The following is a 24764-nucleotide window of genomic DNA, read 5'->3' as shown; positions in this document are numbered from 1 at the left end:
AGCGATTGTATGCTAAAGATACCTTCTTCATCATCTGTGGAACGACTGGTTCAGCTCCCATGTCGTACACCACAAGGCGATTGGCTTCACAGCCAATCGTCTTTTTTTATGGCGTTTTTAGCGAACAAATGTGTGTAGAGTGATACAATAAGAACAGAAATTCTTCCAAAGGAGCGGAGACGATGGAAAACAAACTTTTATTGATTGACGGAAACTCACTAACGTATCGTGCCTTTTTTGCCTTGCCGCCGATGACGGACGCACAAGGACGTAACACGAACGCCGCTTACGGCTTTACGATGATGTTACTTAAATTACTTGAAGAGGAGCAACCGACGCATATGTTAGTCGCGTTTGATGCTTCGAGCGAAACGTTCCGCCACGATGTGTACCAAGAATACAAGGGAAGTCGGGAAAAGACGCCGTCTGAACTACGGGAGCAGTTCCCGATTGTACGTGATATCTGTGAAGCGCTCGGTATTCAAATGATGGAGCTTCATCGTTATGAAGCAGATGATTTGATTGGAACCCTAGCGCGGACGATGCCGGCAGACCGGACACGGATCGTCACGGGTGATAAAGATTTACTTCAACTCGTCACCGATCAAGTCGAGGTATTGATCACGAAGCGCGGTATCACGGACGTTCAGTGTATGACGGAAGACTTATTTGCCGAGACGTACGGTGGACTGAAGCCGATTCAAATGATTGATTTAAAAGGGCTGATGGGCGATAAATCGGATAACATTCCCGGGATTCCTGGCATCGGCGAAAAAACAGCGATTAAATTAATTTCTGCGTATGGTTCAGTTGAAGGACTGTATGAGCATGTCGAAGACTTAAAAGGAAAACAAAAAGAGAAGGTCATCGCGAACGAAGACCTTGCCCGGTTGTCGAAAGAACTTGCGACAATCAAACTCGATGTCCCGCTCGACGTCACGTTGCCTGATTTACAAATCAGTGATGTCGACACACAAGTACCGTATTCGTTATTCCAATCGCTCGGGTTTAAATCGTTAACGAATCGTTTTGCTCCTGTCATCAAGGAAGAGGACAAGGAACAATTGAACGTCGAGACGATTACGACACTTCCTTCAGACGTGCAGGATGCTGTCCTCGTCGTCGAGCAGTTGCGCGAAGACTATATGGAAGAAGACATCATCGGTTTTAGTATCGCGACACCGAATCAAATTTATGTCGCTTCTCGTGAATTGGTCGAGGATCCTGCTTTTCGCGAATGGATTGAGTCCGACCATCAAAAAATCTGTCTCGATGCGAAACAAGCTGCTTTTGCGTTACGGAAACATGGTTTAAAACTGCAAGCCTTCGATGACTTGTTACTCGCTGGATACTTATTGAACTTGAGCGGTGGGACGACACTTGCGTCGATTGCCGGTCATTATGCGATGATGGCGCCGAGTGAAGAAGCAGTCCTTGGAAAAGGTGCAAAGCGTAGCGTGCCGACAGACGAACTGTTGCATCCTTATTTGGCAGAAAAAGCACGGATGATTGAGCGGTTGTTCCCGAAAGTACAAGAAGAGCTCAAAGCGAACCAACAATTCGAATTGTATGAAACGCTCGAACGTCCTTTGTCAGGTGTGCTTGCTGAAATGGAGTGGACCGGCATCCGTGTTGATGTCGCGACGTTACAAGAGATGCAACATGATCTTGCAGGACGCTTAACGGATCTTGAGGAATTGATTTATGGTCAAGCGGGTGAAGCGTTCAATATCAACTCACCAAAACAACTTGGCGTCATCCTGTTCGAAAAACTCGAACTTCCTGCCTTTAAGAAAACGAAGACGGGTTATTCGACGGCAGCAGATGTCTTAGAGAAGTTAAGACCACTCCATCCGGTCATCGATCACATCATGCTATATCGTGAACTGCAAAAACTCCAATCGACGTACGTCGAAGGTTTACAAAAAGTCATCAAAGAAGATGGGAAAATCCATACCCGGTTCGCTCAGACGATCGCCCAAACAGGACGACTCAGTTCCGTTAACCCGAACCTGCAAAATATTCCTGTCCGGATTGAAGAGGGACGTAAGATTCGTAAAGCGTTTGTTCCGAGTCAAGCCGGATGGTCACTGTACGCTGCCGACTACTCACAAATTGAGTTGCGTGTCATGGCGCATATGTCGGAAGATAAAACGCTGGTCGATGCATTCCTGCACGACGCTGACATTCATACGCAAACAGCGAGTAGTGTTTTTTCGGTCGATCCGGGTGATGTGACAGGAAACATGCGTCGCCAAGCGAAGGCTGTCAACTTCGGAATCATTTACGGTATCAGTGATTACGGACTCTCACAAAATTTGAACATCAGTCGGAAAGAAGCACAAGACTTCATCGATCGTTATTTTGAGTTGTTCCCGCAAATCAAGTTATTCATGGATGCTGCAATCGAGAAAGCACGCGCGAATGGATTCGTCGAGACATTGATGAACCGGCGTCGTAACATCCCGGACATCAATTCGAAGAACTTTAACTTACGTGGTTTTGCAGAACGGACGGCAATCAATACACCGATTCAAGGATCGGCGGCAGATATCATCAAAAAAGCGATGCTCGATGTCCATGCTGCGCTTGAAGCGTCACCACTCAAGGCGCGTTTATTGCTTCAAGTACATGATGAATTGATATTTGAAGCACCAGACGAAGAACTGGACGCTTTAAAAGCACTCGTCAAACAAGCGATGGAGCAGACGGTCGAATTGTCAGTGCCGTTACGCGTTGACGGGGATGCGGGGCATTCATGGTACGAAACGAAATAATCTGTTAGAGGAGGAGCTAGTTTGCCTGAATTACCTGAAGTCGAGACCGTCAGACGCAATCTGGAGCGGACGGTCTCTGGAAAAACGATTTCTTCTGTGAAGGTCTTCCATCCGAAGATGATCCGGGGAATGGAAGTTGCACCGTTTGTCGACGCTTTGAAGCAAGAGCGGATCGAACGGGTCGAACGGCGTGGGAAATTTCTTTTATTTGCATTTGAACAGTTTTATCTCGTCAGTCATTTACGAATGGAAGGGAAGTATTTTCCGTATCCCCAAGCGATTGAAAAAGATAAGCATACTCATGTCATCTTTCGATTCACAGACGGCTCAGAGTTGCATTATAACGACGTCCGAAAGTTCGGGACGATGGAGCTGCGGGAAAAAGCGACCGTGATGCAGGTCCCACCACTTGCCCAACTCGAGCGGGAACCGTTTGATCCGACGTTCACGGCGGAAGTCTTAGCCGAAAATCTAATTCGTAAAAAACGCAGCCCGATCAAGACAGCATTGCTCGATCAATCGATCTTTTTAGGACTTGGGAATATCTATGTCGATGAGACGTTGTTCGCGGCACGGATTCATCCGTTAACGAAAGCAGGGGCCTTGACGCTTGACGATATTTCGCGGATTCACGTCGCAGGTGTTGATGTCTTACAAAAAGCCGTCGAAAGTGGCGGCAGTACGATTCGGAGTTATGTCTCGCCATCCGGAAAAGGGGAGTTTCAACTGCAACTTGCTGTGTATGGTCAAACAGGTGTCCCGTGTCCGCGTTGCGGGACAGCGATTGAAAAAATCAAGGTTGGTGGACGTGGGACACACTTCTGCCCGAACTGTCAGCAGGTCGCGTTATGAGAATCGGTTTGACGGGAGGAATCGCGACGGGAAAGAGTACCGTCGCGACGTATCTACAAACGAATGGGATTCCGGTCATCGATGCTGATTTGATCGCGCGGGAAGTCATGGAACCGGATGGACTGGCTTATCAAGATGTGAAAGCTGCCTTTCCGGAAGCATTTGAAGATGGGATATTAATCAGAGCCAAGCTTGGTGAAATTATTTTTCACGATAGTGAAAAACGGAATTTACTGAATGAGTTGATGCATCCGAAGATTCGACAACAGATGCTCGCCCGGGCAGACGAATTGGAACAGCAAGAAGAATCTTTAGTTGTTTTTGATATCCCGCTTTTATTAGAAGGAGATTGGAAACAGCTTGTCGATCAAGTCGTGGTCGTCTATTGTAACGCTTATCTACAATTGGATCGCTTGATGGAACGCAATCAAATGTCACGGGAGGAAGCGCAATCACGTGTGCAATCTCAACTCGATATTGAACAGAAACGTCTCCTCGCCGACTATGTGTTGGTCAACGAAGGAACGGTCGAAGCGTTATACCGACAAATCGATCAGTGGTTAAAAACGTTACCTGTCACGCGTTGAGGTTTGGAGCGAAACAAAATTAAAGAAGCAGAAGTATCGTTTTGGGAGAAGTTGATGACTTCTCTCAACTTTTTTTTGTTTACATAATGAAATCGCTTACATTTCATGATATAGTTCTATCTGTAAACGGAGCATTATCCGTCACATTGAAGGGGGATCCGCACATGGGAGTCAAGGTGGCAGTTAACGGGTTTGGGCGTATTGGTCGAATGGTGTTCCGTCGATTAATCGCTGAGGGGAAAAGTCAGGTCGTCGCAATTAATGCAAGTTATCCACCGGAAACACTCGCGCACTTAATTAAGTACGATACGGTCCATGGAAAGTTTGAATACCCGGTCGAGATTGTCGAGGGTGGTTTGATGATTAATGAACAACTCGTGAGAATCGTCAGCGAACGTAATCCTGAGTTATTACCGTGGGGGGAACTTGAGATTGATGTCGTCGTCGAAGCAACAGGAAAGTTCAATTCGAAAGACGGCGCAAGTAAACATGTGTTGGCGGGAGCAAAAAAAGTCGTCATCACGGCACCGGCGAAAGGGGACATTCGGACAATCGTAATGGGGGTCAACGATGCGATGTACGATCATGAGAACGATCATGTCGTCTCGAATGCATCCTGTACGACGAATTGTCTTGCGCCTGTCGTTCAAGTCATCGATCGGGCATTCGGAATCGAGACGGGACTCGTCACGACGATTCATGCTTTTACGAATGATCAAAATAATATTGATAATCCACATAAGGATTTACGTCGGGCACGGGCTTGTGGATCATCGATTATTCCGACATCCACTGGTGCGGCACGTGCCATTTCGCTCGTTTTACCGCATCTCGAAGGGAAGTTGAACGGGCTTGCGCTCCGCATTCCGACACCGAACGTGTCGCTCGTTGACCTCGTCGTCGAAGTGAGTCGTGATACGACGGTCGCAGAAGTAAATGAAGCGTTCGTGAAAGCAGCTGATGGTGCGTTAGACGGGATTCTAGGGTTGACGATGGAACCGCTCGTTTCGATTGATTTTAACGGGGAAGTCCGTTCGACGGTCGTCGATGGCCTATCGACGATGGTCATGGGTGGACGCCAAGTGAAGGTGCTTGCTTGGTACGACAATGAATGGGGATATTCATGTCGTGTCGTCGATCTCGTTCAGATGATTGGAGCACATATTGAGGCGACAACGGTTGAAAAGGAATTAGAATTAAAATAATTTATATTTTTTAAACCGCTCTATACCAACAGATAGAGCGGTTTTTTAATAAATAGGCGCTGAAATTTAAAATTTATCCTTGTGTATCTTTTTGATACTCGCTATAATTCAAATCGTGAACTTCAATCGGTCTGGCAATCGCAGCTTAAAGGGTTAGGACCTCTCTGGACTAACTTTCCCCCGTGGGTGCGAAAGACTCAGGCGCAAAGTAAGTGATCATGACTATACTTTGAAGACCATTGAATGTAGGGGGGATCCACTAATGGATACTATGGGAAGACACATTATTGCAGAACTTTGGGATTGTAATCCTGAAAAATTAAACGACATGGAGTTTGTCGAACGACTCTTCGTTGACGCAGCACTTCAAGCAGGTGCAGAGGTACGCGAAGTCGCATTCCATAAGTTTGCTCCACACGGAGTAAGCGGCGTCGTCATCATTTCTGAATCGCATTTGACGATTCATAGCTTCCCAGAACACGGATATGCATCAGTTGATGTCTTTACGTGTGGGGATCGCATCGATCCAGCAATCGCAGCGAATTATATCGCTGACGCATTAGATGCAAAAATCCGTGAAAATGTCGAAATTCCGCGTGGCATGGGACCAGTTAAAGTTCCGGCAGCTACGATTCAGCACGTTAACTGACAAAAACACGAACTACCAGCCCTCGTCTTTATGGCGAGGGCTTTTTAATATGTCTGACGTCTGTTATTCTTAATAGTAGAAGAAAACAGAAAAGGTGATGGCGGATGGGATTTAAAGAACGTTTGCAAAAACAACTTGAAACGTCTGATACGCATAAAAACGAAAAATTACGAACGCACTATTATGCTGCGACTCCCGAGATGTTGTTTACAGGTCTTGAGACTGTCGTGGCGAAGCAACACGGAACCGTTAAACGAATTGATGTTGAACGAGGAGAATTATCTTTTCAAGGAACTGGGTTAGATGGACTAGCGACAGTCATCATGGTCGGTTCTGGTAGAACAGCTGTTGATCTATTTTTGCATCGCGAAGGATTACTTGGTCCGGACCTCGAGCAATGGATTGAAACAATCTATCAAGAATTAGATGCGACATACCGATTGAAAATGATTGGAACAAAAGAATTTACGTGAACGGAGGTGCGGCATGCGTTGTCCAGCCTGTAATTATAACGGGACGAAGGTTCTCGATTCGAGACCTGTGCAAGATTTTGGCTCGATTCGGCGCCGTCGTGAATGTGAATCATGTGGTTATCGTTTTACAACATTCGAGATGATTGAACAAACACCACTCATCATCGTGAAAAAGGATGGGACCCGTGACGAATTCAATCGTGATAAAATTTTACGTGGACTCGTCCGTGCATGTGAAAAACGTCCGATTTCAATTGAGCAACTCGAAACGGTCGTCAGTCGTGTCGAAAAAGCCTTACGGGCAACGGCACAACATGAAATTCCGAGTGAACAGGTCGGCCGGCTCGTCTTGAATGAACTCGCTTCTGTTGATGAAGTGGCTTACGTCCGTTTTGCGAGTGTCTATAAACAATTCAAAGACATCAATGTCTTTTTCCAAGAGTTATCTGAACTAATGGAACGCCATCAAGAAAATGAACGTGAAAATTTAACGTAATCGAGGAGAGGTCGTCTGTAGGTCAGAACGCACCTCTCTTTTTCTCACGAAAGAAGGGACGAAACAGATGTTGGAACGTGATGTATCGGGAACGGACTTATGTTTAATCATGAGTAATGGTGTCGTCGATCGTGAAGCTTATCAATCCCTCTATTATTTATATCAGCCGATCATCGGTGTAAAAGCTCTTGGTCTGTACCAAACGTTTTGGAGTGAGATGATTCCTGGTAAAACGAAATCACAATATATCTCACATGCAGAACTAGGAACATTGTTAGGATTTTCTGTTGATGAATTTAAAGAGGAGCTTTTTAAGCTCGAAGGAATTGGATTGATTCGAACATTTGAGGCGAAACAAGCTGCCTATCGTTATGTTTATCAAATTCGCGTCCCGTTAGCACCGAATACGTTCTTGAATGATGGTGTCTTATCAAGCTTACTGTTTTATCGTGTCGGAGAAATCCGCTTTCGAGCACTTCAAAATCGTTTTCGGACGGAGCAGCTACCGAAAAATGTCGTTGACCGGACGGTTCGTTTTGATCAAGTGTTTGATGTCAAAGCAGGACTTGCTTCTGCCCATCAACCAAAATCGTATGCGAAACAAGAACGTGCCGCCTATGAATTTGATTATTCATTCGACTTAGAAGAAATGAAGCGTCAGACCGATCGTTTTCTCCCGAGAAGCTTTTATACGAAATCGATTGACCAATTGTTGCTGAAGCTAGCTTACGTCACACAGTCGAATGAAACCTTGATGGCGGAACTGTTGAATGCCCGCTTCCGGCATGAAGCGTACCTACCAATGACGGACAGTGAGAAGCAAGAGCGCTGTAAACAGATGATGTTATCGGCGAAACAAAAGCTCAGTCGTGATAAAAAAGCGAAGGTCGCTGTCCTCGAAGAAGTCGAAGTCGGTGATTTAAGTGAAAGTGAGACGATGGAAGGGACTCATCCGAAGCACTATGTCGCGAAGTTACGTAAGGTGAAGTCACTTTCTGAACGGGATGAAGAATTGATTCAGCAATTGATCATCGATTATGAAATGTCGTCGGGAATCGTCAATGCTGCCTATTATTACGCACTTGTCATGAAAAAGGACAATCGCTTCAGTAAAAACTTTTTGCTGTCGATTGTCGACGATTGGAAACAGAAAGGTTACGCGACAGCAGCAGAAGCATTAGCGAAAACAAAAGACCAAGACGAATTAATCGCAAAGAAACAGGATCAAAAGCAAGAACGGTCACGCCAAACCGTTGGCGGCAGAAGAGGGCGTCCGAGTTCGACTGGACCGAATCCGAAATGGCTACAAGAAGAAAAAGAGAAACAACAAAAATATGAAGCGACTAAAAAAGCGAGTTTTGAATCCGAAGTACCGGATGATGCAGAGATGGAACGGATTCTGCGTGAACTAAAGGGGAAGTAAAGGAGTAGTGAGATGGAACATATCCAATCATCGATTGAAAAAATCTTGAATCGTCCAGGTGTCGCAGCATCCGTGCGCGCCATTCATGAGCGAGTCCTATCGCATCCAGGTGTCATCGTCTTTTTAAGGACACATTCTGAAATTGATCAACGGACGATTGAGCGAGGGATGTTAAAGCTCAATGAATATGCCGAGCAGATGGACGGTCATCAAGTGATTGAAAAAAAAGCCGTTATCGAAGGCTATCAGCCCGTGCTGCATTTAGAAAAAGGACAAATCATGGTCGCTTATGAAAAAACGCAAGCACTCAAAGATCGTGAAAATGAACGGGCGCTCGAGAAAAAATTCAAAAGTTTGTTTTTACCGGATGAAGTACGGGACGCGAACTTCAGTGACTTTGATTTGACGACGACGGATCGAAAACTTGCCTTGCGGGCAGCGTCACAATTTTTGAATACGATTCGTTCGAAAGAGCAGGTCAAAGGACTGTATCTGCACGGGAGTTTCGGTGTCGGGAAAACGTACCTGCTCGCAGCAATCGGGAATGCGCTCAAAAAAGAGCGTGTTGCGACAATTCTTGTCCATGCGCCGGGATTTGTCTCGGAAGCGAAACGCCGAATCCGGTCCGATAGTTTTGATACGTTCCTCGAGAGTTTTCAGACGGTTCCCGTTTTATTGATTGACGACATCGGGGCAGAGTCGATCAGCCCGTGGGTTCGGGACGAACTGTTCGGGATCATCTTGCAGTACCGGATGATGCATCGCTTGCCGACATTGTTCAGTTCGAATTTATCCTATGATGAACTCGAGCTTCATTTCGGGATTACGAATGATCAAGGAGATAAATTGAAAGCGATGCGATTGATGGAACGTATCCGGACGACGACGAATCCAGTCGAATTTTTAGGTGAAAATCGCCGGCGTTATTAATTTTCCTTGTCAAAGAACTTCATCTTTCGCTATACTTAGTGCACAATCAGTATAGTGAATTGCAAAGATTGAGGATACGAAGGACGAACTGGACCAAACAAGCGAGAGAAGGATGGTGAAAGCTTCTCATGGACTCTATTCGTTTTCTTTACTCCCTCATAGCACAGACGGGGCTAATCCGTTTGCGTCTCACGCCCGTTATCGCGTGTTCGAGCCGGTACATGGAAACATGTTCGGGAACGAGGGTGGTACCACGAGATGAAGACTCGTCCCTTTTTAGAGGGATGGGTCTTTTTTTTATTTAATTTAAGGGGGAAACAGTCATGTCAACTATTGCTCTTACATTTCCAGACGGCGCGGTCAAAGAATTCGCAGCCGGTACAACTGCTGAAGAAGTCGCGGCTTCCATCAGTCCAGGACTCCGTAAAAAGGCATTTGCCGCAAAACTAGACGGTGAAGTCATCGACTACCGACGTCCGATTGAAAAAGACGGTGTCATCGAACTCGTCATGCCAGACTCAGAAGAAGGACTCGATTTGATTCGTCACTCGTCTGCGCACTTGATGGCGCAAGCGATCAAACGTCTTTTCCCGGATGAAACGATTCACCTTGGAATCGGACCGACAATTGAAAACGGCTTTTATTATGACATCGATATGGAACGTCGTTTGACAGAAGAAGATCTTCCGGTCATCGAAAAGATGATGAATAAAATTGCGGGAGAAAACTTGTCCATTGAACGAGAAGTCGTTTCGCGTGATGAAGCTTTAAACATCTATAAGGAACTGAATGACCCGCTTAAAATCGAATTGATTGAATCGATTCCAGCCGATCAAGATTTGACACTCTATCGCCAAGGCGAGTTCTTCGACTTATGCCGTGGTCCACACGTCCCGGCGACTGCGAAGCTGCAAGTCTTCAAATTGATGAGCATCGCAGGTGCTTACTGGCGTGGTGATTCAAAAAATAAAATGCTGCAACGGATTTACGGGACAGCCTGGGCAACAAAAGACCAACTGAAACAACACTTACACTTCTTGGCAGAAGCAAAAGAACGTGATCACCGGAAACTCGGAAAAGAACTTGATTTGTTCTTCACATCGCAAGACGTCGGTCAAGGGTTACCAATGTGGTTACCAAAAGGGGCGGCCATCCGTCGTACTGTCGAACGGTACATCGTCGATAAAGAGCTCGAACTGGGTTATGAACATGTCTACACACCTGTGCTCGGTTCAGTTGAGTTGTATAAGACGTCAGGTCACTGGGATCACTATCAAGATGACATGTTCCCGAAAATGGAGATGGATAATGAAGAACTCGTTCTTCGGCCGATGAACTGTCCGCACCACATGATGATTTATAAAAATGAGCCACGCTCATACCGTGACTTACCACTCCGTGTCGCAGAACTTGGTGGCATGCACCGCTATGAAATGTCAGGTGCACTGACGGGGCTACAACGCGTGCGTTACATGGTCCTAAACGACGGGCATACATTCGTCCGTCCGGATCAAATGAAAGATGAGTTTAAAGCCATCGTTCACTTGATTCAAGAAGTCTACGCGGACTTCGGGATTACCGATTATAAATTCCGTCTGTCTTACCGTGACCCGGCAGATAAGGAAAAGTATTTCGACAACGATGCGATTTGGGAAATGGCGCAACGTGAGTTGAAAGAAACGATGGATGAACTTGAACTGGAATATTTCGAAGCAGAAGGTGAAGCCGCGTTTTACGGTCCGAAGCTCGATGTTCAAGTCCGGACAGCACTCGGTAAGGATGAGACACTGTCGACAGTTCAGCTCGACTTCTTGTTACCGGAGCGGTTCGAATTGACGTATAAAGGAAATGACGGACAAGATCATCGTCCGGTCGTCTTGCACCGTGGTGTCGTTTCGACAATGGAACGTTTCGTTGCGTACTTGATCGAAGAATACAAAGGGGCATTCCCGACATGGCTCGCACCGGTCCAAGTCAAATTGATTCCGGTCTCACGGGCACAAGAAGATTATGCACGTGAAATTAAAGCGATGCTCTTGAAAAAAGGGATCCGGATTGAAACGGACTTCCGCGATGAGAAGCTCGGTTACCGCATCCGTGAAGCACAGATGAACAAAATCCCGGTCATGCTCGTACTCGGGGATAAAGAAGTGGAGTCACGGGAAGTCAACATCCGTCGTTATGGCTCGAAAGATTCAAGCAATGCCTCGCTTGAGCAATTCGTTGCTGATTTAGAAGCAGAGATCGCCAACCGTTCGAAGTAATCAATAATAATCTGAATCGGTTAGCACGACACAAGTCAGCTTTCCTGTCCGTCACGGGCACGGGAAGGCTGGCTTTTTCTTGCATCCGGGAGGAATCGCAGCTTAACCCGATGGATTTTGGAGAAATTTTCGAGTCCACCCGTTTTGTATCTACAGAGTTTTTGAGAAACGACCGATACATGGATGAGAGGGGTGGAACGGTTGAAGAAATTAATTTTAGTGTGTCTTTGTGCGATGTCGTTTACCTTCATTGCGCCGGACATCGAACGAGTCGAAAGTATGAAAACATACCGGATTACACCTCGGACAGAGCCGATTGATTCTGTTTTACGAAAGTATTCGACATATAATGAAAAAACAAAAAACTATTATACGTTGCGGTCTTATTTAGAAAAAATTGAGGCGGAAGGTGGCGGGACACTGATCTTAGCGAAAGGAACGTATCTGTCGCCGATTCGTGTGGGGGTTCCATCGAATACAACGATTCGCCTAGAAGATGGTGTCATCATTAAAAAGACATTCGATACCGGGACGACGAAAATCGCAGCAACAACAAGTGTCTTCGACCTCGTTCCACCATCCGTTTTGCGTCTGAAGACAACGGTCGGAAAATACAACGGTTCGAACCATGTGACGATTGAAGGTCAGGGCAATGCACAAATCGACTTAAGTCATCTCGCTAGAGGCGCAGCCTTTGCGATCGCCCATAACGCGAATCTTTACATCGGTGGACTGACGATTCGTAACCAAAACGGTTCACACGCGATTGAGTTAGATGCAACGAATCATGCTGTGATAGAAAATATGGCATTCATCAATGCGACGATGATTAAAAATACGGGACCCAATGAATCAATTAATTTAGATACACCTGATCCGGTAACACAAGGATTTCGATGGAAGTGGTCTGCGCAGGATCGGACACCGAATCAAAATATTGTGATTCGAAACAATACGTTCAAAAACATAAATGTCGCAATCGGTACCCACCAGTACTCGCAAGACCGTCCACATCAGAATATTCGAATTGAATACAATACGATTGATGGTACGAAAGATCACGCGATTTCGATGATGAATTGGGAGAAGGCGATCGTTCAAATGAATACAATCCGAAACGTTCATCGAGCAGATGGAAAGGCGATCGCGATTCTCGGACGCGGTGTCGTTGGTGGAATCATCAAAGGTAATAAAATTGAAAATACAGATCGTGCGATCCAGATGCAACCACATCAAAGTAATGGATTTAAACCCGTCTATAATCGATTTACGGATGCTGAAAAGCTGAATCTTCGTAAAAATAAAATCAAAGAAGTCAAAGTAGGGCAAGTCGTACTTTATTCAAAGTTGAATGATTTTTCAGTAGAGACATCAGAACGGTTCAATTTTGTCCCATGAAGCATATAAATTCCATATTGAAGCGAAACGTGACAAGTGATTGCTGCAAAAAGAAGAACTAGTCATCCTATGTAAAAGTCTTCTGTCAGTAGTGTTTCTATAATTAAAAACAGCCCACTCCCGATTCAAGAGTAGGCTGTTCGTTTATACGGCTTATTATTTTTGCATTTGTTGCAAGAACGGTTTGATGTCGACGTTCAATGCTTTCGATAACTTTTCACCGAGTGACGCATCGGCACGGTAGAAGTTACAGATTGCGAGTAAGACTGTGTTTTCGTGACGTACTTGTTGAAGGTCATTCACAAGGTTATTGAGAAGAGCCATCTGTTCTTCTTCCGTCATACGACGGTAGACTTCACCAGCTTGGCCGAAGTTATTCGTTTTCTCGATTTCGAGACGGCCATGAATGTCATCATGGAGTGGTTGTGTGTCTTCCGTATACTCAGGTGTTTGTTTCGGTTCATCTTGGTAACGGTTTGGTTCGTAGTTGACTGAACTTGTTTGCTGCTTAAACGGCATTGCACCATCACGCTGGTAGTTGTTGACTTGAGCGAACGGGCAGTTGATTGGAAGCTGTTGATAGTTCGGTCCAATCCGGTGACGCTGTGTATCGGAGTAAGAGAATAAACGGCCTTGAAGTAGTTTATCTTCAGATGGTAACATACCCGGTACAAGGACACCTGGGTTGAAACCGACTGATTCCGTTTCAGCAAAGTAGTTGTCGACGTTTTTGTTTAATGTCATCGTTCCGACGTGTTGGAATGGAATGACATCTTCGAACCAGTCTTTTGTAGCGTCAAGTGGGTCGAAGTCGAAGTTTTCGACATCAGCAGGGTCGAGTACTTGGACGAAAAGGTCCCATTCTGGGAAATCGCCATTTTCGATAGCTTGGAATGTATCGTTAGACGCATGATTAAAATCTTTTCCTTGTACTTCGGTTGCTTCGTCGGCAGATAAATTATGAACGCCTTCTTTTGGTACCCAACGTAACTTGATGTAGACCGTGTTACCGTGTGCGTTTACCCATTTGAATGAGTGAACAGAAGAACCACGCATTTTACGGTAGCTCGCTGGAATTCCTTCATCTGTGAAGAGGTGCATCAACATATTCGTTGATTCAGGGCGAAGTGTCATGAAATCCCAGTAACGATCAGGATCTTGGATGTTTGTCCGTGGATCCGGTTTTAATGAATGAACCATGTCCGGGAACTTCATTGCATCTCGAATGAAGAAGACCGGTAAGTTGTTACCGACGAAATCCCAGTTTCCTTCTTCTGTATAGAATTTAACAGAGAAGCCGCGTGGATCACGGAGTGTTTCAGGTGAGTGTGTACCATGAATGACGGTAGAGAAGCGGGCGAAGACAGGGACTTCCGTTCCTTCTTCTTGTAAGAAAGCCGCTTTTGTATATTTTTTCATCGAATTTTTTACTTTAAAAACACCGTGTGCGCCGAAGCCGCGTGCGTGTACAACGCGTTCCGGTACGCGCTCACGGTCAAAGTGAGCAATTTTTTCGATTAATTGATAGTCTTCTAATAAAGTAGGTCCGCGACGTCCAGCTGTACGTGAGTTTTGGTTGTCCCCAATCGGCACACCCTGATTCGTCGTTAATTTCTTTTCGTTTTCATTCATTATTTTAACTCCCCCTTATGTAAGATTAAAACAATTATAAAACAATAATCATTCTAAATAAAGAAATAAGCACTATTCAAATAAATAATTTTTAGCACAAGATAAATTTACCCATTCATTTCTAATCAGAAACTTCTTGCTAAACGAACTTAGGATTGCTATTATAATCAAGTGTATGAGCAATGTTCTATCAGAACTGATAAAGCGGCTTGACATCACGGGAAAGTAAGTGCTATGATAGCAAAGTGAAATGACAACAAAGCAGAAGCATCCCGCTTCTCACCATGTACAGGTTGCTGTGCTGGTCCATCATGATGATATGTGATAGTAGAGTGTTCTCTGACTATTGTATTCTTTATGAGTGTGGGCGGGAAAAACTGCCGACGCTTTTTTTATAGCGTTTTATATCATTCATTTTTCGTGCTCTGCACGATGGAGGTGCTAACCATTAGCAAAGATCTGTTAATCAATGAAGGCATCCGCGCTCGAGAAGTTCGTCTTATCGGAGCGGATGGTGCACAACTTGGAGTCCAATCACGCACTGAGGCATTGCGTCTCGCTGAGGAAGCTGACCTTGACCTCGTCATGGTCGCACCACAAGCAACGCCGCCTGTATGTAAAATCATGGACTACGGTAAATACCGTTTCGAGTTGCAAAAGAAGGACAAAGAAACTCGGAAGAATCAGAAAGTGATTCAGATGAAAGAAGTCCGTCTCAGCCCAACAATCGAGGAGAATGACTTCCAAACGAAATTCCGTAATGCGAAGAAATTCTTGGAGAATGGTAACAAAGTGAAAGCGAGTATTCGCTTCCGCGGACGTGCCATCACTCACTCGGAAATCGGTAGACGTGTCCTTGAACGTCTCGCTACGGATTTAAGCGAGTTCGGTGTAGTTGAACAGAGACCGAAGATGGAAGGACGCAGCATGTTCTTAGTGCTTGCTCCAAAGAAAGAAGACTAATCGAATCGAAGTAGGAGGGAATCTCTCATGCCTAAAATGAAATCGCACCGCGGTGCTTCTAAGCGTTTCAAACGTACTGCTTCTGGCAAATTGAAACGTGGTCGTGCTTACACAAGCCACTTATTCGGTAACAAATCAACTAAAGCGAAACGTAAATTACGTAAAGCTAGCATGGTATCATCGGGTGACTTCAAACGCATCCGTCACATGATCGCGAAGTAATTTATTCAATCGTACACAGATTTAGGAGGGAATTTATATGCCACGCGTAAAAGGCGGATATACGACTCGTCAACGTCGTAAAAAACAACTCAAATTAGCTAAGGGCTATTACGGCTCGAAACATACACTCTTCAAGGTAGCGAAACAGCAAGTCATGAAATCTCTCATGTATGCTTACCGTGACCGTCGTCAAAAGAAACGTGACTTCCGTCGCCTCTGGATCACTCGGATCAATGCGGCTGCACGTATCAACGGTCTTTCTTATAGCCGCATGATGCATGGTCTCAAACTTGCGGGTATCGACATCAACCGTAAGATGCTTGCTGACCTCGCAGTTACAGATTCAGCTGCATTTGCTTCACTTGCTGACTCAGCAAAAGCAAAATTGAACGCTTAAGTTCTACAATTCGTCGGGGAATTTAATTCTCCGGCGTTTTTTTTTGAGGAATGCTAAAATAGGTGATAGGCAGAAGTTTATGTCTACGTTTTATTTTTTTGGATAGAAGGAGAATTAAGATGGACTGGTTGACACTTTTTGAGATGCAGGAACAGTTAGATAAACGAATCCAGTCAGAACATAATTTGACCGGGAATCAGTTTGATGAGCGGTTGCTTGCCCTATTAGTAGAGTTAGGCGAACTGGCGAATGAAACACGTTGCTTTAAATTCTGGTCGACAAAGGGACCATCAGCACAAGTTACGATTCTTGAGGAATATGTCGATGGCGTCCATTTCCTCCTATCGCTCGGTCTAGCTCTTGATTATAAGAAAGATCGATTCGTTGAAGGGGATTATTACTTGACTGCGACAGACGCGTTTTTAGATGTTTACAATAAAACAAATGTGTTCGCGATTTCAAGAACAGAACAAAGTTACGATGTTTTAATTGGTGCATACCTAGCATTAGGTGCTACACTTGGTTTTACACAAGAAATGATTTTCAGGGCTTATGTTTCAAAAAACGAGGCGAATCATGTTCGCCAAGACAACGGTTACTGAGGAGGAAATCAGATGAATGAACAATTACATATGTTGAAGCGTCTAACGGATGCAACAGGAGTACCCGGGAACGAGAAAGAAGTACGCCAGCTCATGCGGGAGTATCTAGAACCTCACGCTGAAGCATTCCATCAAGATGGGTTAGGTAGCTTATTCGCGGAACACAAAGGGGCAGAAGATGATGCGCCTCGTATTTTAATTGCCGGTCACATGGATGAAGTTGGATTCATGGTAACGAAGATCGATGAAAAAGGGTTTCTTCGCTTCCAACCACTCGGTGGTTGGTGGGGACAAGTGCTTCTGGCACAGCGTATGAACATTGTGACATCATCTGGAGAAGTCATTCCAGGCGTAATCGGTGCGAAACCACCTCATGTTTTACCACCGGAAGCGCGCAATAAACCAGTCGATATTAAAGAAATGTTTATTGATATCGGTGCTACTTCAAAAGAAGAAGTCGAAGGTTGGGGAATCCGACCAGGAGATACGGTCGTTCCACATTGCGAATTTACTGTGATGAAAAATGAGAATTTCTTGATGGCAAAAGCTTGGGACAATCGGATTGGCTGCGCGATTGCGATTGAAGCCATCAAACGTTTAAAAGAAGAAGGACATCCGAACACGATTTTTGCAGGAGCAACGGTGCAAGAAGAAGTTGGGCTTCGTGGCGCGCAAACGGCTGCGAACTTGATTCATCCATCGATTGCATTTGCTGTTGACACAGGAATCCCTGGTGATACACCAGGAATGACGGATCGCGAAGCATTGTCAAAACTTGGAGAAGGTGTACAAGTCATCATGTTTGATGCGACGATGATCGCACACCGTGGATTAATCGATTTCGTCACAGGTGTCGCAAAAGAAGAAAACATTAAATATCAATTGGACCTAACACCGGGTGGTGGGACGGATGCTGCGAAATTCCATTTATCGAACACAGGAGTTCCTTCGCTCGCATTGACAGTACCAATCCGTTACTTGCATACGAACGTTTCCATTATGCATAAAGCAGATTTTGAAGCAGCAGTCGATTTAATCGTTGCCGTTACGAAACGTTTAGATACGCAAGCAGTCCAAGCGATTTACGAGGGGTAAACCATGAAACATATTTCTTCTACGAAGAATGAGATCGTCAAACAATGGAAAAAGCTTTTAACAAAAAAAGGACGTCTTCAGACAAAACGTTTCCTCATTGAAGGGGAACACTTAGTTGAAGAGGCTGTTCGTGCTGGAATCATCAAAGAATTGATTGTCCGTGAAGATGTTCAAGTTCCGGGTTCTTGGAAGAAAAATGCGGCTGACTTAATCACAATTGACGAATCAGTTGCCAAAGTCTTGTCAGAAACAGAAACGACACAAGGGATTTTCGCAGTTTGTGAGATGAAAGAGCAAACAGAGCGCTTAGAGCGTGGCCGTTACCTGTTACTCGATCGTCTGCAAGACCCGGGTAATGTCGGAACGATGATTCGGACAGCCGATGCGGCTGGATTCGATGGTGTCATCATTGGTCACGGGACAGTTGATGTCTATAACAGCAAAGTCCTCCGCGCAACACAAGGTTCGATTTTCCACTTGCCGGTCATCATGATGTCGCTTGATGAAGCGATTCAAGACTTGCATGAATTAGGGGTGTTCGTTCTCGGAACGGCGCTACGCAATGCCAATCCGTATACAGAAGTCGAAAATCTTGGTGCAATCGGACTCATCATCGGGAATGAAGCACAAGGTGTTGCACCAGAATTGCTCGACCAATGTGATGGACGTGCTTACATTCCAATTCGCGGAAAAGCCGAATCACTCAATGCAGCCGTTGCAGCAGGAATTTTACTGTATCATTTTGCTCCGGTCGATTGAATCACTGAAGCGTTCATGCTAAAGTGAGTTACAGTAGAACATTTAATTAGACGTTGATGGAACAGAGTAGGTTAGAGAACGATTCGATTAGGGAGAAGAAGCCTTAGACTGCAAGCTTCTTTACGAATCCGCTAGCTGAATTCACTCCGGAGTCGCACGAGAGATCGTGACGGGAAGCGCCCGTTATCGCGCTACTTGAGGACTTGATGGATTCAAGTCGAACAAGGGTGGTACCACGATTGAATTAAATCGTCCCTTCGGCATTTGCTGAAGGGGCGTTTTTTATTTGAAAAAAAGGAGTGACGAGCATGCGGGAACAATTAGAGGCACTTCGCGACGAAGCGTTACAACTCGTGAATCAAGCCAGTACACAAAAAGAATTAAATGATGTCCGTGTCAAATATCTCGGAAAAAAAGGTCCGATCACAGAAGTATTACGTGGAATGGGAAAATTATCAGCAGAAGAACGTCCGGTCGTCGGTGAAATCGCAAATGCGGTTCGTGGTGTCATCCAAACAGAACTCGAGCAACGTTTAGTAGACGTCAAGCAACAAGAAATGGACGCAAAACTAGCGCTTGAAGCGATTGACGTGACACTTCCGGGTCGACCGAAAAAAGTCGGACAAGCGCATTTGCTTCAACAAGTCACGGACGAGATCGAGGACATCTTTGTTGGACTCGGTTATACGATTGCAGAAGGACCTGAAGTCGAACAAGATTTGTTCAACTTCGAAATGTTGAATCTGCCGAAAGATCATCCGGCACGTGATATGCAAGATTCATTTTATATCACGGATGAAATTCTGATGCGGACCCATACGTCACCTGTCCAAGCGCGGACGATGCTCGCTTCGAAAGGTGAACCGATTCGGATTCTTTGCCCAGGGAAAGTTTATCGTCGCGATGAAGACGATGCGACGCACTCACACCAATTCATGCAAGTGGAAGGACTCGTCGTTGGAGAGTCGATTTCAATGGCAGACTTAAAAGGCACGCTCGAAGCATTCGTGAAGCAAATGTTTGGGGAGGCACGTGAAATCCGGTTACGCCCTAGCTTCTTCCCGTTCACAGAACCATCCGTCGAAGTCGACGTCTCGTGTTTTAAATGTGGTGGAAAAGGGTGCAATATCTGTAAACAAACAGGCTGGATTGAAATTTTAGGTGCCGGTATGGTTCATCCGCACGTCCTTGAGATGGCAGAATATGATAGTACGAAAATGTCTGGATTTGCCTTCGGGATGGGGATTGAGCGAATCGCCATGTTGAAATATGGGGTCGATGATATTCGCCACTTCTATACGAATGACGTTCGCTTCAGCGAACAGTTTTAAGGGGGAAAACAGATGTTAGTCTCAAAACAATGGTTACAGCAGTTCGTTGACGTCAGTCAGAAAACCGGTGAGGAACTGGCGGACTTAATTACGAAGAGTGGGATCGAAGTCGAGGGTGTCGAAGTCCGTGACGCCGATTTGAACAATATCGTCGTCGGTCATGTATTAACAAAAGAAAAGCATCCGGAAGCGGATAAGCTAAACGTCACGACGGTTGATATCGGACAAGAAGAACCGGTCCAAATCGTGTGTGGTGCACCAAACATTGAAGCAGGACAAGATGTCATCGTTGCCCGTGTCGGAGCACGCCTTCCGGGCATTAAAATTAAGCGAGCTAAACTGCGTGGAGTCGTTTCTGAAGGCATGATTTGTTCACTTGAAGAACTTGGCTTTGAGAAAAAGTATATTCGTGAAGATGAGCAAGCTGGAATTCATACATTCCGTGAGCCGGTCACACCAGGGCAAGACGTCTTAGAACTACTTGGTCTGCATGACGAAGTATTAGAACTCGGTTTGACACCGAACCGTTCTGATTGCTTGAGCATGTACGGAGTTGCACATGAAGTAGCAGGTATCTTAAATACGACGGCTGTTTTCCCGGCAATCGACGTGACGGAAGATGAAGAAAAAACGAAACTTGCTGTCACACTTGAGTCGGAGGAATGTCCGTTTTATGCGGCGCGTGAAATCCAACATGTCGTCATCGGTGAGTCGCCACTTTGGCTCAAAAACCGCTTGATTGCGAACGGGATTCGTCCAATCAACAATGTCGTCGACGTGACGAACTTCGTCTTACTTGAAACAGGACAACCGCTTCATTCATTCGATGCTGAAAAACTGGGGCAGCAAATCGTCGTTCGTCAAGCGAAAGCAGGAGAGTCCTTCCAAACACTTGACGAAGTCGAACGGACACTCGATCCTTCGATGCTCGTCATCACAGATGGCGAAAAGCCCGTCGCGCTTGCAGGTGTCATGGGTGGTGCAAATACAGAAGTCGACGCAACAACGACGTCAATCATCCTCGAATCGGCTTATTTCGCACCGACATCTGTCCGGAAGACGAGTCGTGTCCTTGGACTACGTTCGGACTCCAGTTCACGTTTTGAAAAAGGGGTCGACCCACGTCGTGTCTTGTTAGCACTTGACCGGGCAGCCGCATTGATTGCTGAACTTGCTGGTGGAACAGTCCTTGCTGGAACGGTCCAAGCAGGTACACTTCAACTCGATGATCACTTAATCGAAGCGAGTGTCTCGTATATCAATCATCGTCTCGGAATGAAAATCGAAGGTACGGTCATGAAAGAGTTATTAGAACGCCTTGGACTCGAAGTTGAGTTATCAGGAGATGCACTAACGGTCAGTGTACCGACACGTCGCCAAGACTTGATGATTCCGGCTGATATCGCGGAAGAAGTCGCACGACTCTATGGGTATGATGCATTGACATCGAGCTTACCGCAAGAAGCGAGCCGCGGTTTCTTGCCGAAACGGAATCAACATCGCCGTCAAATCCGTCGTCTCTTACAAGGTGCCGGTTTATCGCAAGCCATCACGTACTCACTGACGAGTGAACAACGTGCGATGCAATTCAATGAACAAACAGATCTCCACCCCGTTAAGTTGGCGATGCCGATCAGCGAAGCACGTTCGACACTTCGGACATCATTGATTCCAGGGTTACTCGAAGTCGCGCAACACAATGTCGCACGTCAACATGCCGACCTCGCTTACTACGAACTGGGGAGCGTTTACCTCCAGCGTGATGCGTCACTTGAGACGTTGCCGATCGAACAAGAACTGGTCGCCGGAGTCGCTGTCGGACTAGCGGAACAACACCGTGCGCATGGCACAATGGTCAAAACGGATTTCTTCGTTGTCAAAGGAATCGTCGAAACGTTAGCAGAGGCATTCAATGTCAAGTTGACATACGAAGCGGCGGTCATCGATTCGATGCATCCAGGTCGGACGGCACGTGTACTGATGGACGGTGAAGCGATTGGGTTCGTCGGACAAGTGCATCCAGCACTCTCGAAAGAGCAGTATGGCTTAAAAGAAGTCTACGTCTTTGAACTCGATGCCATGAAACTTCACTCGAAAGAGCCGGTCGTCTATCAAGAGATGTCCCGTTTCCCATCGATGACGCGCGACATCGCGATTGTCCTCAATCAATCGGTCACAGCAAGCGAAGTGGAGCAAGTGATCATGCAAGCAGCAGGTCCGCTTTTACAACATGTCACATTATTTGATGTCTACACGGGCGATAACGTCGGTGAAAACAAAAAATCATTCGCCTTCTCGCTCCGTTATCAAAATAAGGAACGGACTTTGGTCGATGAAGAAGTCACAGCAGCACACGAACATGTCGTAACGGCTTTAACAAAAGCGTTCGACGCAGAACTTCGTACGTAACCGGTCAATCGAATCACATGAGTTAAAACGAGGATGACGTCACTGTCATTCTCGTTTTTTTGCGTTTCGGCCATTTCTTCGTTCAAGATACAGTCGAACTACAGCTAGACTACAGATACGTTGCATAAGATGAGCTTAGAAGATTAAAGGAGGAACACGAAAAATGAATTTTTTGAAGCGGGCAGGAAAAAGTATTGTAGCGCGAAAGGGAAAGACGATGATCATGTTGATTATTTTGACGGTAATCGGATCACTCGTACTGTCAGGATTCGCGATTCAGAATGCTGCTAAATCGGCGGGAGAAGAGGCGAGAAAAGAGTTAGGGGCGACAGTGACACTACAAGTCGATCGACAAAAGCAAATGCAGGAACGACAAGCGTCAGGTGAACGTGGACGACCAGAAGAAGTAGCGATTGATACGACGGATGTTGAAGCAATCGAACAACTAGATGAAGTCAAGTCCGTCAACTACCTGGCACAAACGACGGCGACATCGAGTGATCTCACACCGATTGAGAGTGAATCAACGAACTCAGGTGGTGGGCGAGGGGGAGAGATGCCTGAAGGGATGACGATGCCAGATTTCTCTTTAAATGGTGTGACGAACATGGAACTACTTGATACATACACGAACGGTACATTGAAAATCGTGGATGGAGAAGCATTGACTACCGATGCTAAAGAAAAAAGTGTTGTCATCGATGAAAACTTAGCGACTGAAAATGATCTCAAAGTCGGGGATACGTTTAAGCTGACATCGACAACGACCGAAAATTCCGTAACAGTGACGATCATTGGGTTATCGGCATCGACGGAAGCGACATCCGATGCGAATTTCCGAGCGGCAGGCTTCATGGACCCGATGAACCAGATGTACATTGCAAATGATACACTCGCGAGCTTCTCGACTGAAGAAGGAACGGTCAGTGTATCGAGTGTCGTCTACGCGCTAGAAGATCCATCTGAAATCAATACGTTCAAAAAAGAAGCGATGGCGGTCTCACCACTCGACTGGGATACGTTCACACTGGATGCGAATGATGCTGCTTATCAAAAAATGGTTGGACCGATTGAACAAGTCGCGTCCTTCTCAAAATCTGTCGTCTATCTTGTTAGTATCGCAGGTGGTTTGATTTTAGCGCTGTTGATTTTATTATCCGTCCGGGAACGTCGAAAAGAAATGGGTATTTTACTGGCGATGGGTGAAAAACGCTCGAAATTAATGGGGCAATTACTAATTGAAACGTTTGCGATTGCGGCAATTGCTTTCCTTGTCACGTATGCGACAGGTGGCATGACATCACAATTCATGACAGATCAGCTTTTGAACCGCGAGGTGACGGAAGCGGCTAGTTCGGTCGCAACGCAGACTGGTTTTGGCGGTCCGGGTGGACGCGGCGGACAACAAGTGTTAGATAGCATTCCACAAATTACAGAGATGACAACGAAGATTGATTGGACGACGTTACTTCAAGTCATCGAAATTGGAAGTCTAATCGTCTTTTTATCTGTCTTGTTACCTTCACTTGCCTTACTACGGATGAATCCAAAAGAAATTCTATTACGGGAGGATTAATACTATGACAACTTTAGAAATGACGAACGTCACCTATGCCTATACATCAGGAAGCAAGCAACAACGGATCTTGAACGATGTCTCGATGCAGTTCGAGGCCGGACGGTTTTATGCAATTCTCGGTGAGTCAGGTTCCGGGAAAACGACGGCTCTCAGTCTGTTGAGTGGACTTGATTCACCGACAGAAGGACAGATTACGTATCAAGGTCGCGATATTCGAAAAATCGGATTGACGACGTATCGTTCACGACATGCTGCGACCGTTTTTCAATCGTTTAATTTATTGACGTATATGAACGCATTGGATAACGTGATTGTCGCACTCGAATTGAGTGGACAACGCATAAAAGGAAAAAAGAAACATGCCCAAAATCTCCTTGAACAGGTCGGAATCGACGAAGCCCATGCGACAAAAAATGTACTGCAGTTGAGTGGTGGTCAACAGCAACGTGTCGCCATCGCACGTGCCCTTGCGACGGAAGCCCCAATCATTCTTGCAGATGAGCCGACGGGAGCGCTCGATGAAAAAACTGCGACGGACATCATTCGGCTATTTCAAGAACTTGCTCACCGTTCTAACCGTTGCATCATCGCGGTGACGCACTCTGCGGAAGTCGCCCGTGCTGCCGATCATATCATTGAATTGAAGAAACAGCGTTTTATAGAGAAGAAACGTGTTACAGAAGGCGAGGTCGTTCCTGCACGTTGATCCGAAAAAGCTCTC

At 45.7% G+C, this 24764-nt stretch carries 22 protein-coding genes and 1 other annotated feature; of the genes, 21 read left to right on the top strand and 1 reads right to left on the bottom strand.

The annotated features are described in order from the left end of the window. Positions 1 to 182 precede the first annotated feature (182 nt). The 11 genes from polA (at position 183) to A0126_RS10785 (ending at position 13054) form a co-directional block, all read left to right on the top strand. Positions 183 to 2777 carry a DNA polymerase I gene (polA, locus tag A0126_RS10835; RefSeq protein ID WP_088837601.1) on the top strand — a complete coding sequence of 865 codons (2595 nt, stop codon included), beginning with the start codon at positions 183 to 185 and terminating at the stop codon, positions 2775 to 2777. Positions 2778 to 2798: 21 nt separating this feature from the next. After that, positions 2799 to 3629 (top strand): DNA-formamidopyrimidine glycosylase, encoded by an 831-nt coding sequence (gene mutM / locus A0126_RS10830; protein WP_088837600.1) that lies wholly within the window; start codon positions 2799 to 2801, stop codon positions 3627 to 3629. Continuing rightward, positions 3626 to 4216: a dephospho-CoA kinase gene (gene coaE / locus A0126_RS10825; protein ID WP_088837599.1), complete on the top strand. Its 591-nt coding sequence runs from the start codon at positions 3626 to 3628 to the stop codon at positions 4214 to 4216. Before mutM ends, coaE begins: the two co-directional genes overlap by 4 nt. 164 nt (positions 4217 to 4380) lie before the next feature. Beyond that, positions 4381 to 5421 (top strand): glyceraldehyde-3-phosphate dehydrogenase, encoded by a 1041-nt coding sequence (locus A0126_RS10820; RefSeq protein WP_088837598.1) that lies wholly within the window; start codon positions 4381 to 4383, stop codon positions 5419 to 5421. Positions 5422 to 5683: 262 nt separating this feature from the next. Further along, positions 5684 to 6070: an adenosylmethionine decarboxylase gene (speD, locus tag A0126_RS10815; protein ID WP_029331133.1), complete on the top strand. Its 387-nt coding sequence runs from the start codon at positions 5684 to 5686 to the stop codon at positions 6068 to 6070. A 104-nt stretch (positions 6071 to 6174) separates the two neighbouring features. Then, complete coding sequence (locus tag A0126_RS10810; RefSeq protein WP_088837597.1) at positions 6175 to 6543, top strand: hypothetical protein; 369 nt, start codon at positions 6175 to 6177, stop codon at positions 6541 to 6543. Positions 6544 to 6556: 13 nt separating this feature from the next. Beyond that, entirely contained in the window at positions 6557 to 7039 is a 483-nt protein-coding gene (nrdR, locus tag A0126_RS10805) for a transcriptional regulator NrdR (protein ID WP_088837596.1), read from the top strand. A 67-nt stretch (positions 7040 to 7106) separates the two neighbouring features. Further along, positions 7107 to 8462, top strand: coding sequence for a replication initiation and membrane attachment family protein (locus A0126_RS10800; RefSeq protein ID WP_088837595.1), 1356 nt, complete (start codon positions 7107 to 7109; stop codon positions 8460 to 8462). 12 nt (positions 8463 to 8474) lie between these two features. Beyond that, entirely contained in the window at positions 8475 to 9392 is a 918-nt protein-coding gene (dnaI, locus tag A0126_RS10795) for a primosomal protein DnaI (RefSeq protein WP_088837594.1), read from the top strand. 323 nt (positions 9393 to 9715) lie between these two features. After that, the gene (gene thrS, locus A0126_RS10790) at positions 9716 to 11656 is read left to right on the top strand and encodes a threonine--tRNA ligase (RefSeq protein ID WP_088837593.1); all 1941 of its coding nucleotides are present in this window, start codon (positions 9716 to 9718) and stop codon (positions 11654 to 11656) included. A gap of 201 nt (positions 11657 to 11857) precedes the next feature. Next, on the top strand, positions 11858 to 13054 hold the full coding sequence (locus tag A0126_RS10785; protein ID WP_239456738.1) for a glycoside hydrolase family protein: 1197 nt from the start codon (positions 11858 to 11860) through the stop codon (positions 13052 to 13054). A 156-nt stretch (positions 13055 to 13210) separates the two neighbouring features. Here the strand turns inward: A0126_RS10785 and A0126_RS10780 are convergent, their stop codons facing one another. After that, positions 13211 to 14686, bottom strand: a complete 1476-nt coding sequence (locus A0126_RS10780; protein ID WP_088837592.1) for a catalase — start codon at positions 14684 to 14686, stop codon at positions 13211 to 13213. A 253-nt stretch (positions 14687 to 14939) separates the two neighbouring features. After that, positions 14940 to 15085: a sequence feature (ribosomal protein L20 leader region), on the top strand. A 33-nt stretch (positions 15086 to 15118) separates the two neighbouring features. On the opposite strand from A0126_RS10780, the gene infC reads away from it, so the two are divergent. From infC to A0126_RS10730, 10 genes are all read left to right on the top strand, one after another. After that, entirely contained in the window at positions 15119 to 15649 is a 531-nt protein-coding gene (gene infC, locus A0126_RS10775) for a translation initiation factor IF-3 (RefSeq protein ID WP_029331126.1), read from the top strand. A 27-nt stretch (positions 15650 to 15676) separates the two neighbouring features. Next, positions 15677 to 15871, top strand: a complete 195-nt coding sequence (gene rpmI, locus A0126_RS10770; RefSeq protein ID WP_012371058.1) for a 50S ribosomal protein L35 — start codon at positions 15677 to 15679, stop codon at positions 15869 to 15871. Between the two features lie 37 nt (positions 15872 to 15908). Continuing rightward, positions 15909 to 16268: a 50S ribosomal protein L20 gene (rplT, locus tag A0126_RS10765; protein WP_088837591.1), complete on the top strand. Its 360-nt coding sequence runs from the start codon at positions 15909 to 15911 to the stop codon at positions 16266 to 16268. A gap of 119 nt (positions 16269 to 16387) precedes the next feature. Continuing rightward, complete coding sequence (locus tag A0126_RS10760; RefSeq protein ID WP_088837590.1) at positions 16388 to 16870, top strand: dUTP diphosphatase; 483 nt, start codon at positions 16388 to 16390, stop codon at positions 16868 to 16870. A 12-nt stretch (positions 16871 to 16882) separates the two neighbouring features. Continuing rightward, the gene (locus A0126_RS10755; protein ID WP_088837589.1) at positions 16883 to 17965 is read left to right on the top strand and encodes a M42 family metallopeptidase; all 1083 of its coding nucleotides are present in this window, start codon (positions 16883 to 16885) and stop codon (positions 17963 to 17965) included. A 3-nt stretch (positions 17966 to 17968) separates the two neighbouring features. Then, a complete protein-coding gene (locus tag A0126_RS10750; protein ID WP_029331122.1) occupies positions 17969 to 18724 on the top strand; it encodes a TrmH family RNA methyltransferase in 756 nt (251 codons plus the stop codon). A 308-nt stretch (positions 18725 to 19032) separates the two neighbouring features. After that, positions 19033 to 20055 (top strand): phenylalanine--tRNA ligase subunit alpha, encoded by a 1023-nt coding sequence (gene pheS, locus A0126_RS10745; RefSeq protein WP_029331121.1) that lies wholly within the window; start codon positions 19033 to 19035, stop codon positions 20053 to 20055. Between the two features lie 12 nt (positions 20056 to 20067). Next, positions 20068 to 22464: a phenylalanine--tRNA ligase subunit beta gene (gene pheT / locus A0126_RS10740; RefSeq protein ID WP_088837588.1), complete on the top strand. Its 2397-nt coding sequence runs from the start codon at positions 20068 to 20070 to the stop codon at positions 22462 to 22464. A gap of 163 nt (positions 22465 to 22627) precedes the next feature. Next, the gene (locus A0126_RS10735; protein WP_088837587.1) at positions 22628 to 24040 is read left to right on the top strand and encodes an ABC transporter permease; all 1413 of its coding nucleotides are present in this window, start codon (positions 22628 to 22630) and stop codon (positions 24038 to 24040) included. A gap of 4 nt (positions 24041 to 24044) precedes the next feature. Then, positions 24045 to 24749 carry an ABC transporter ATP-binding protein gene (locus tag A0126_RS10730; RefSeq protein WP_088837586.1) on the top strand — a complete coding sequence of 235 codons (705 nt, stop codon included), beginning with the start codon at positions 24045 to 24047 and terminating at the stop codon, positions 24747 to 24749. Positions 24750 to 24764: the final 15 nt, after the last annotated feature.

This window comes from Exiguobacterium sp. N4-1P (assembly GCF_002214325.1).
The sequence above is the reverse complement of the archived record's forward strand: the minus strand, read 5'-3'. Positions and strand labels throughout refer to the sequence as shown.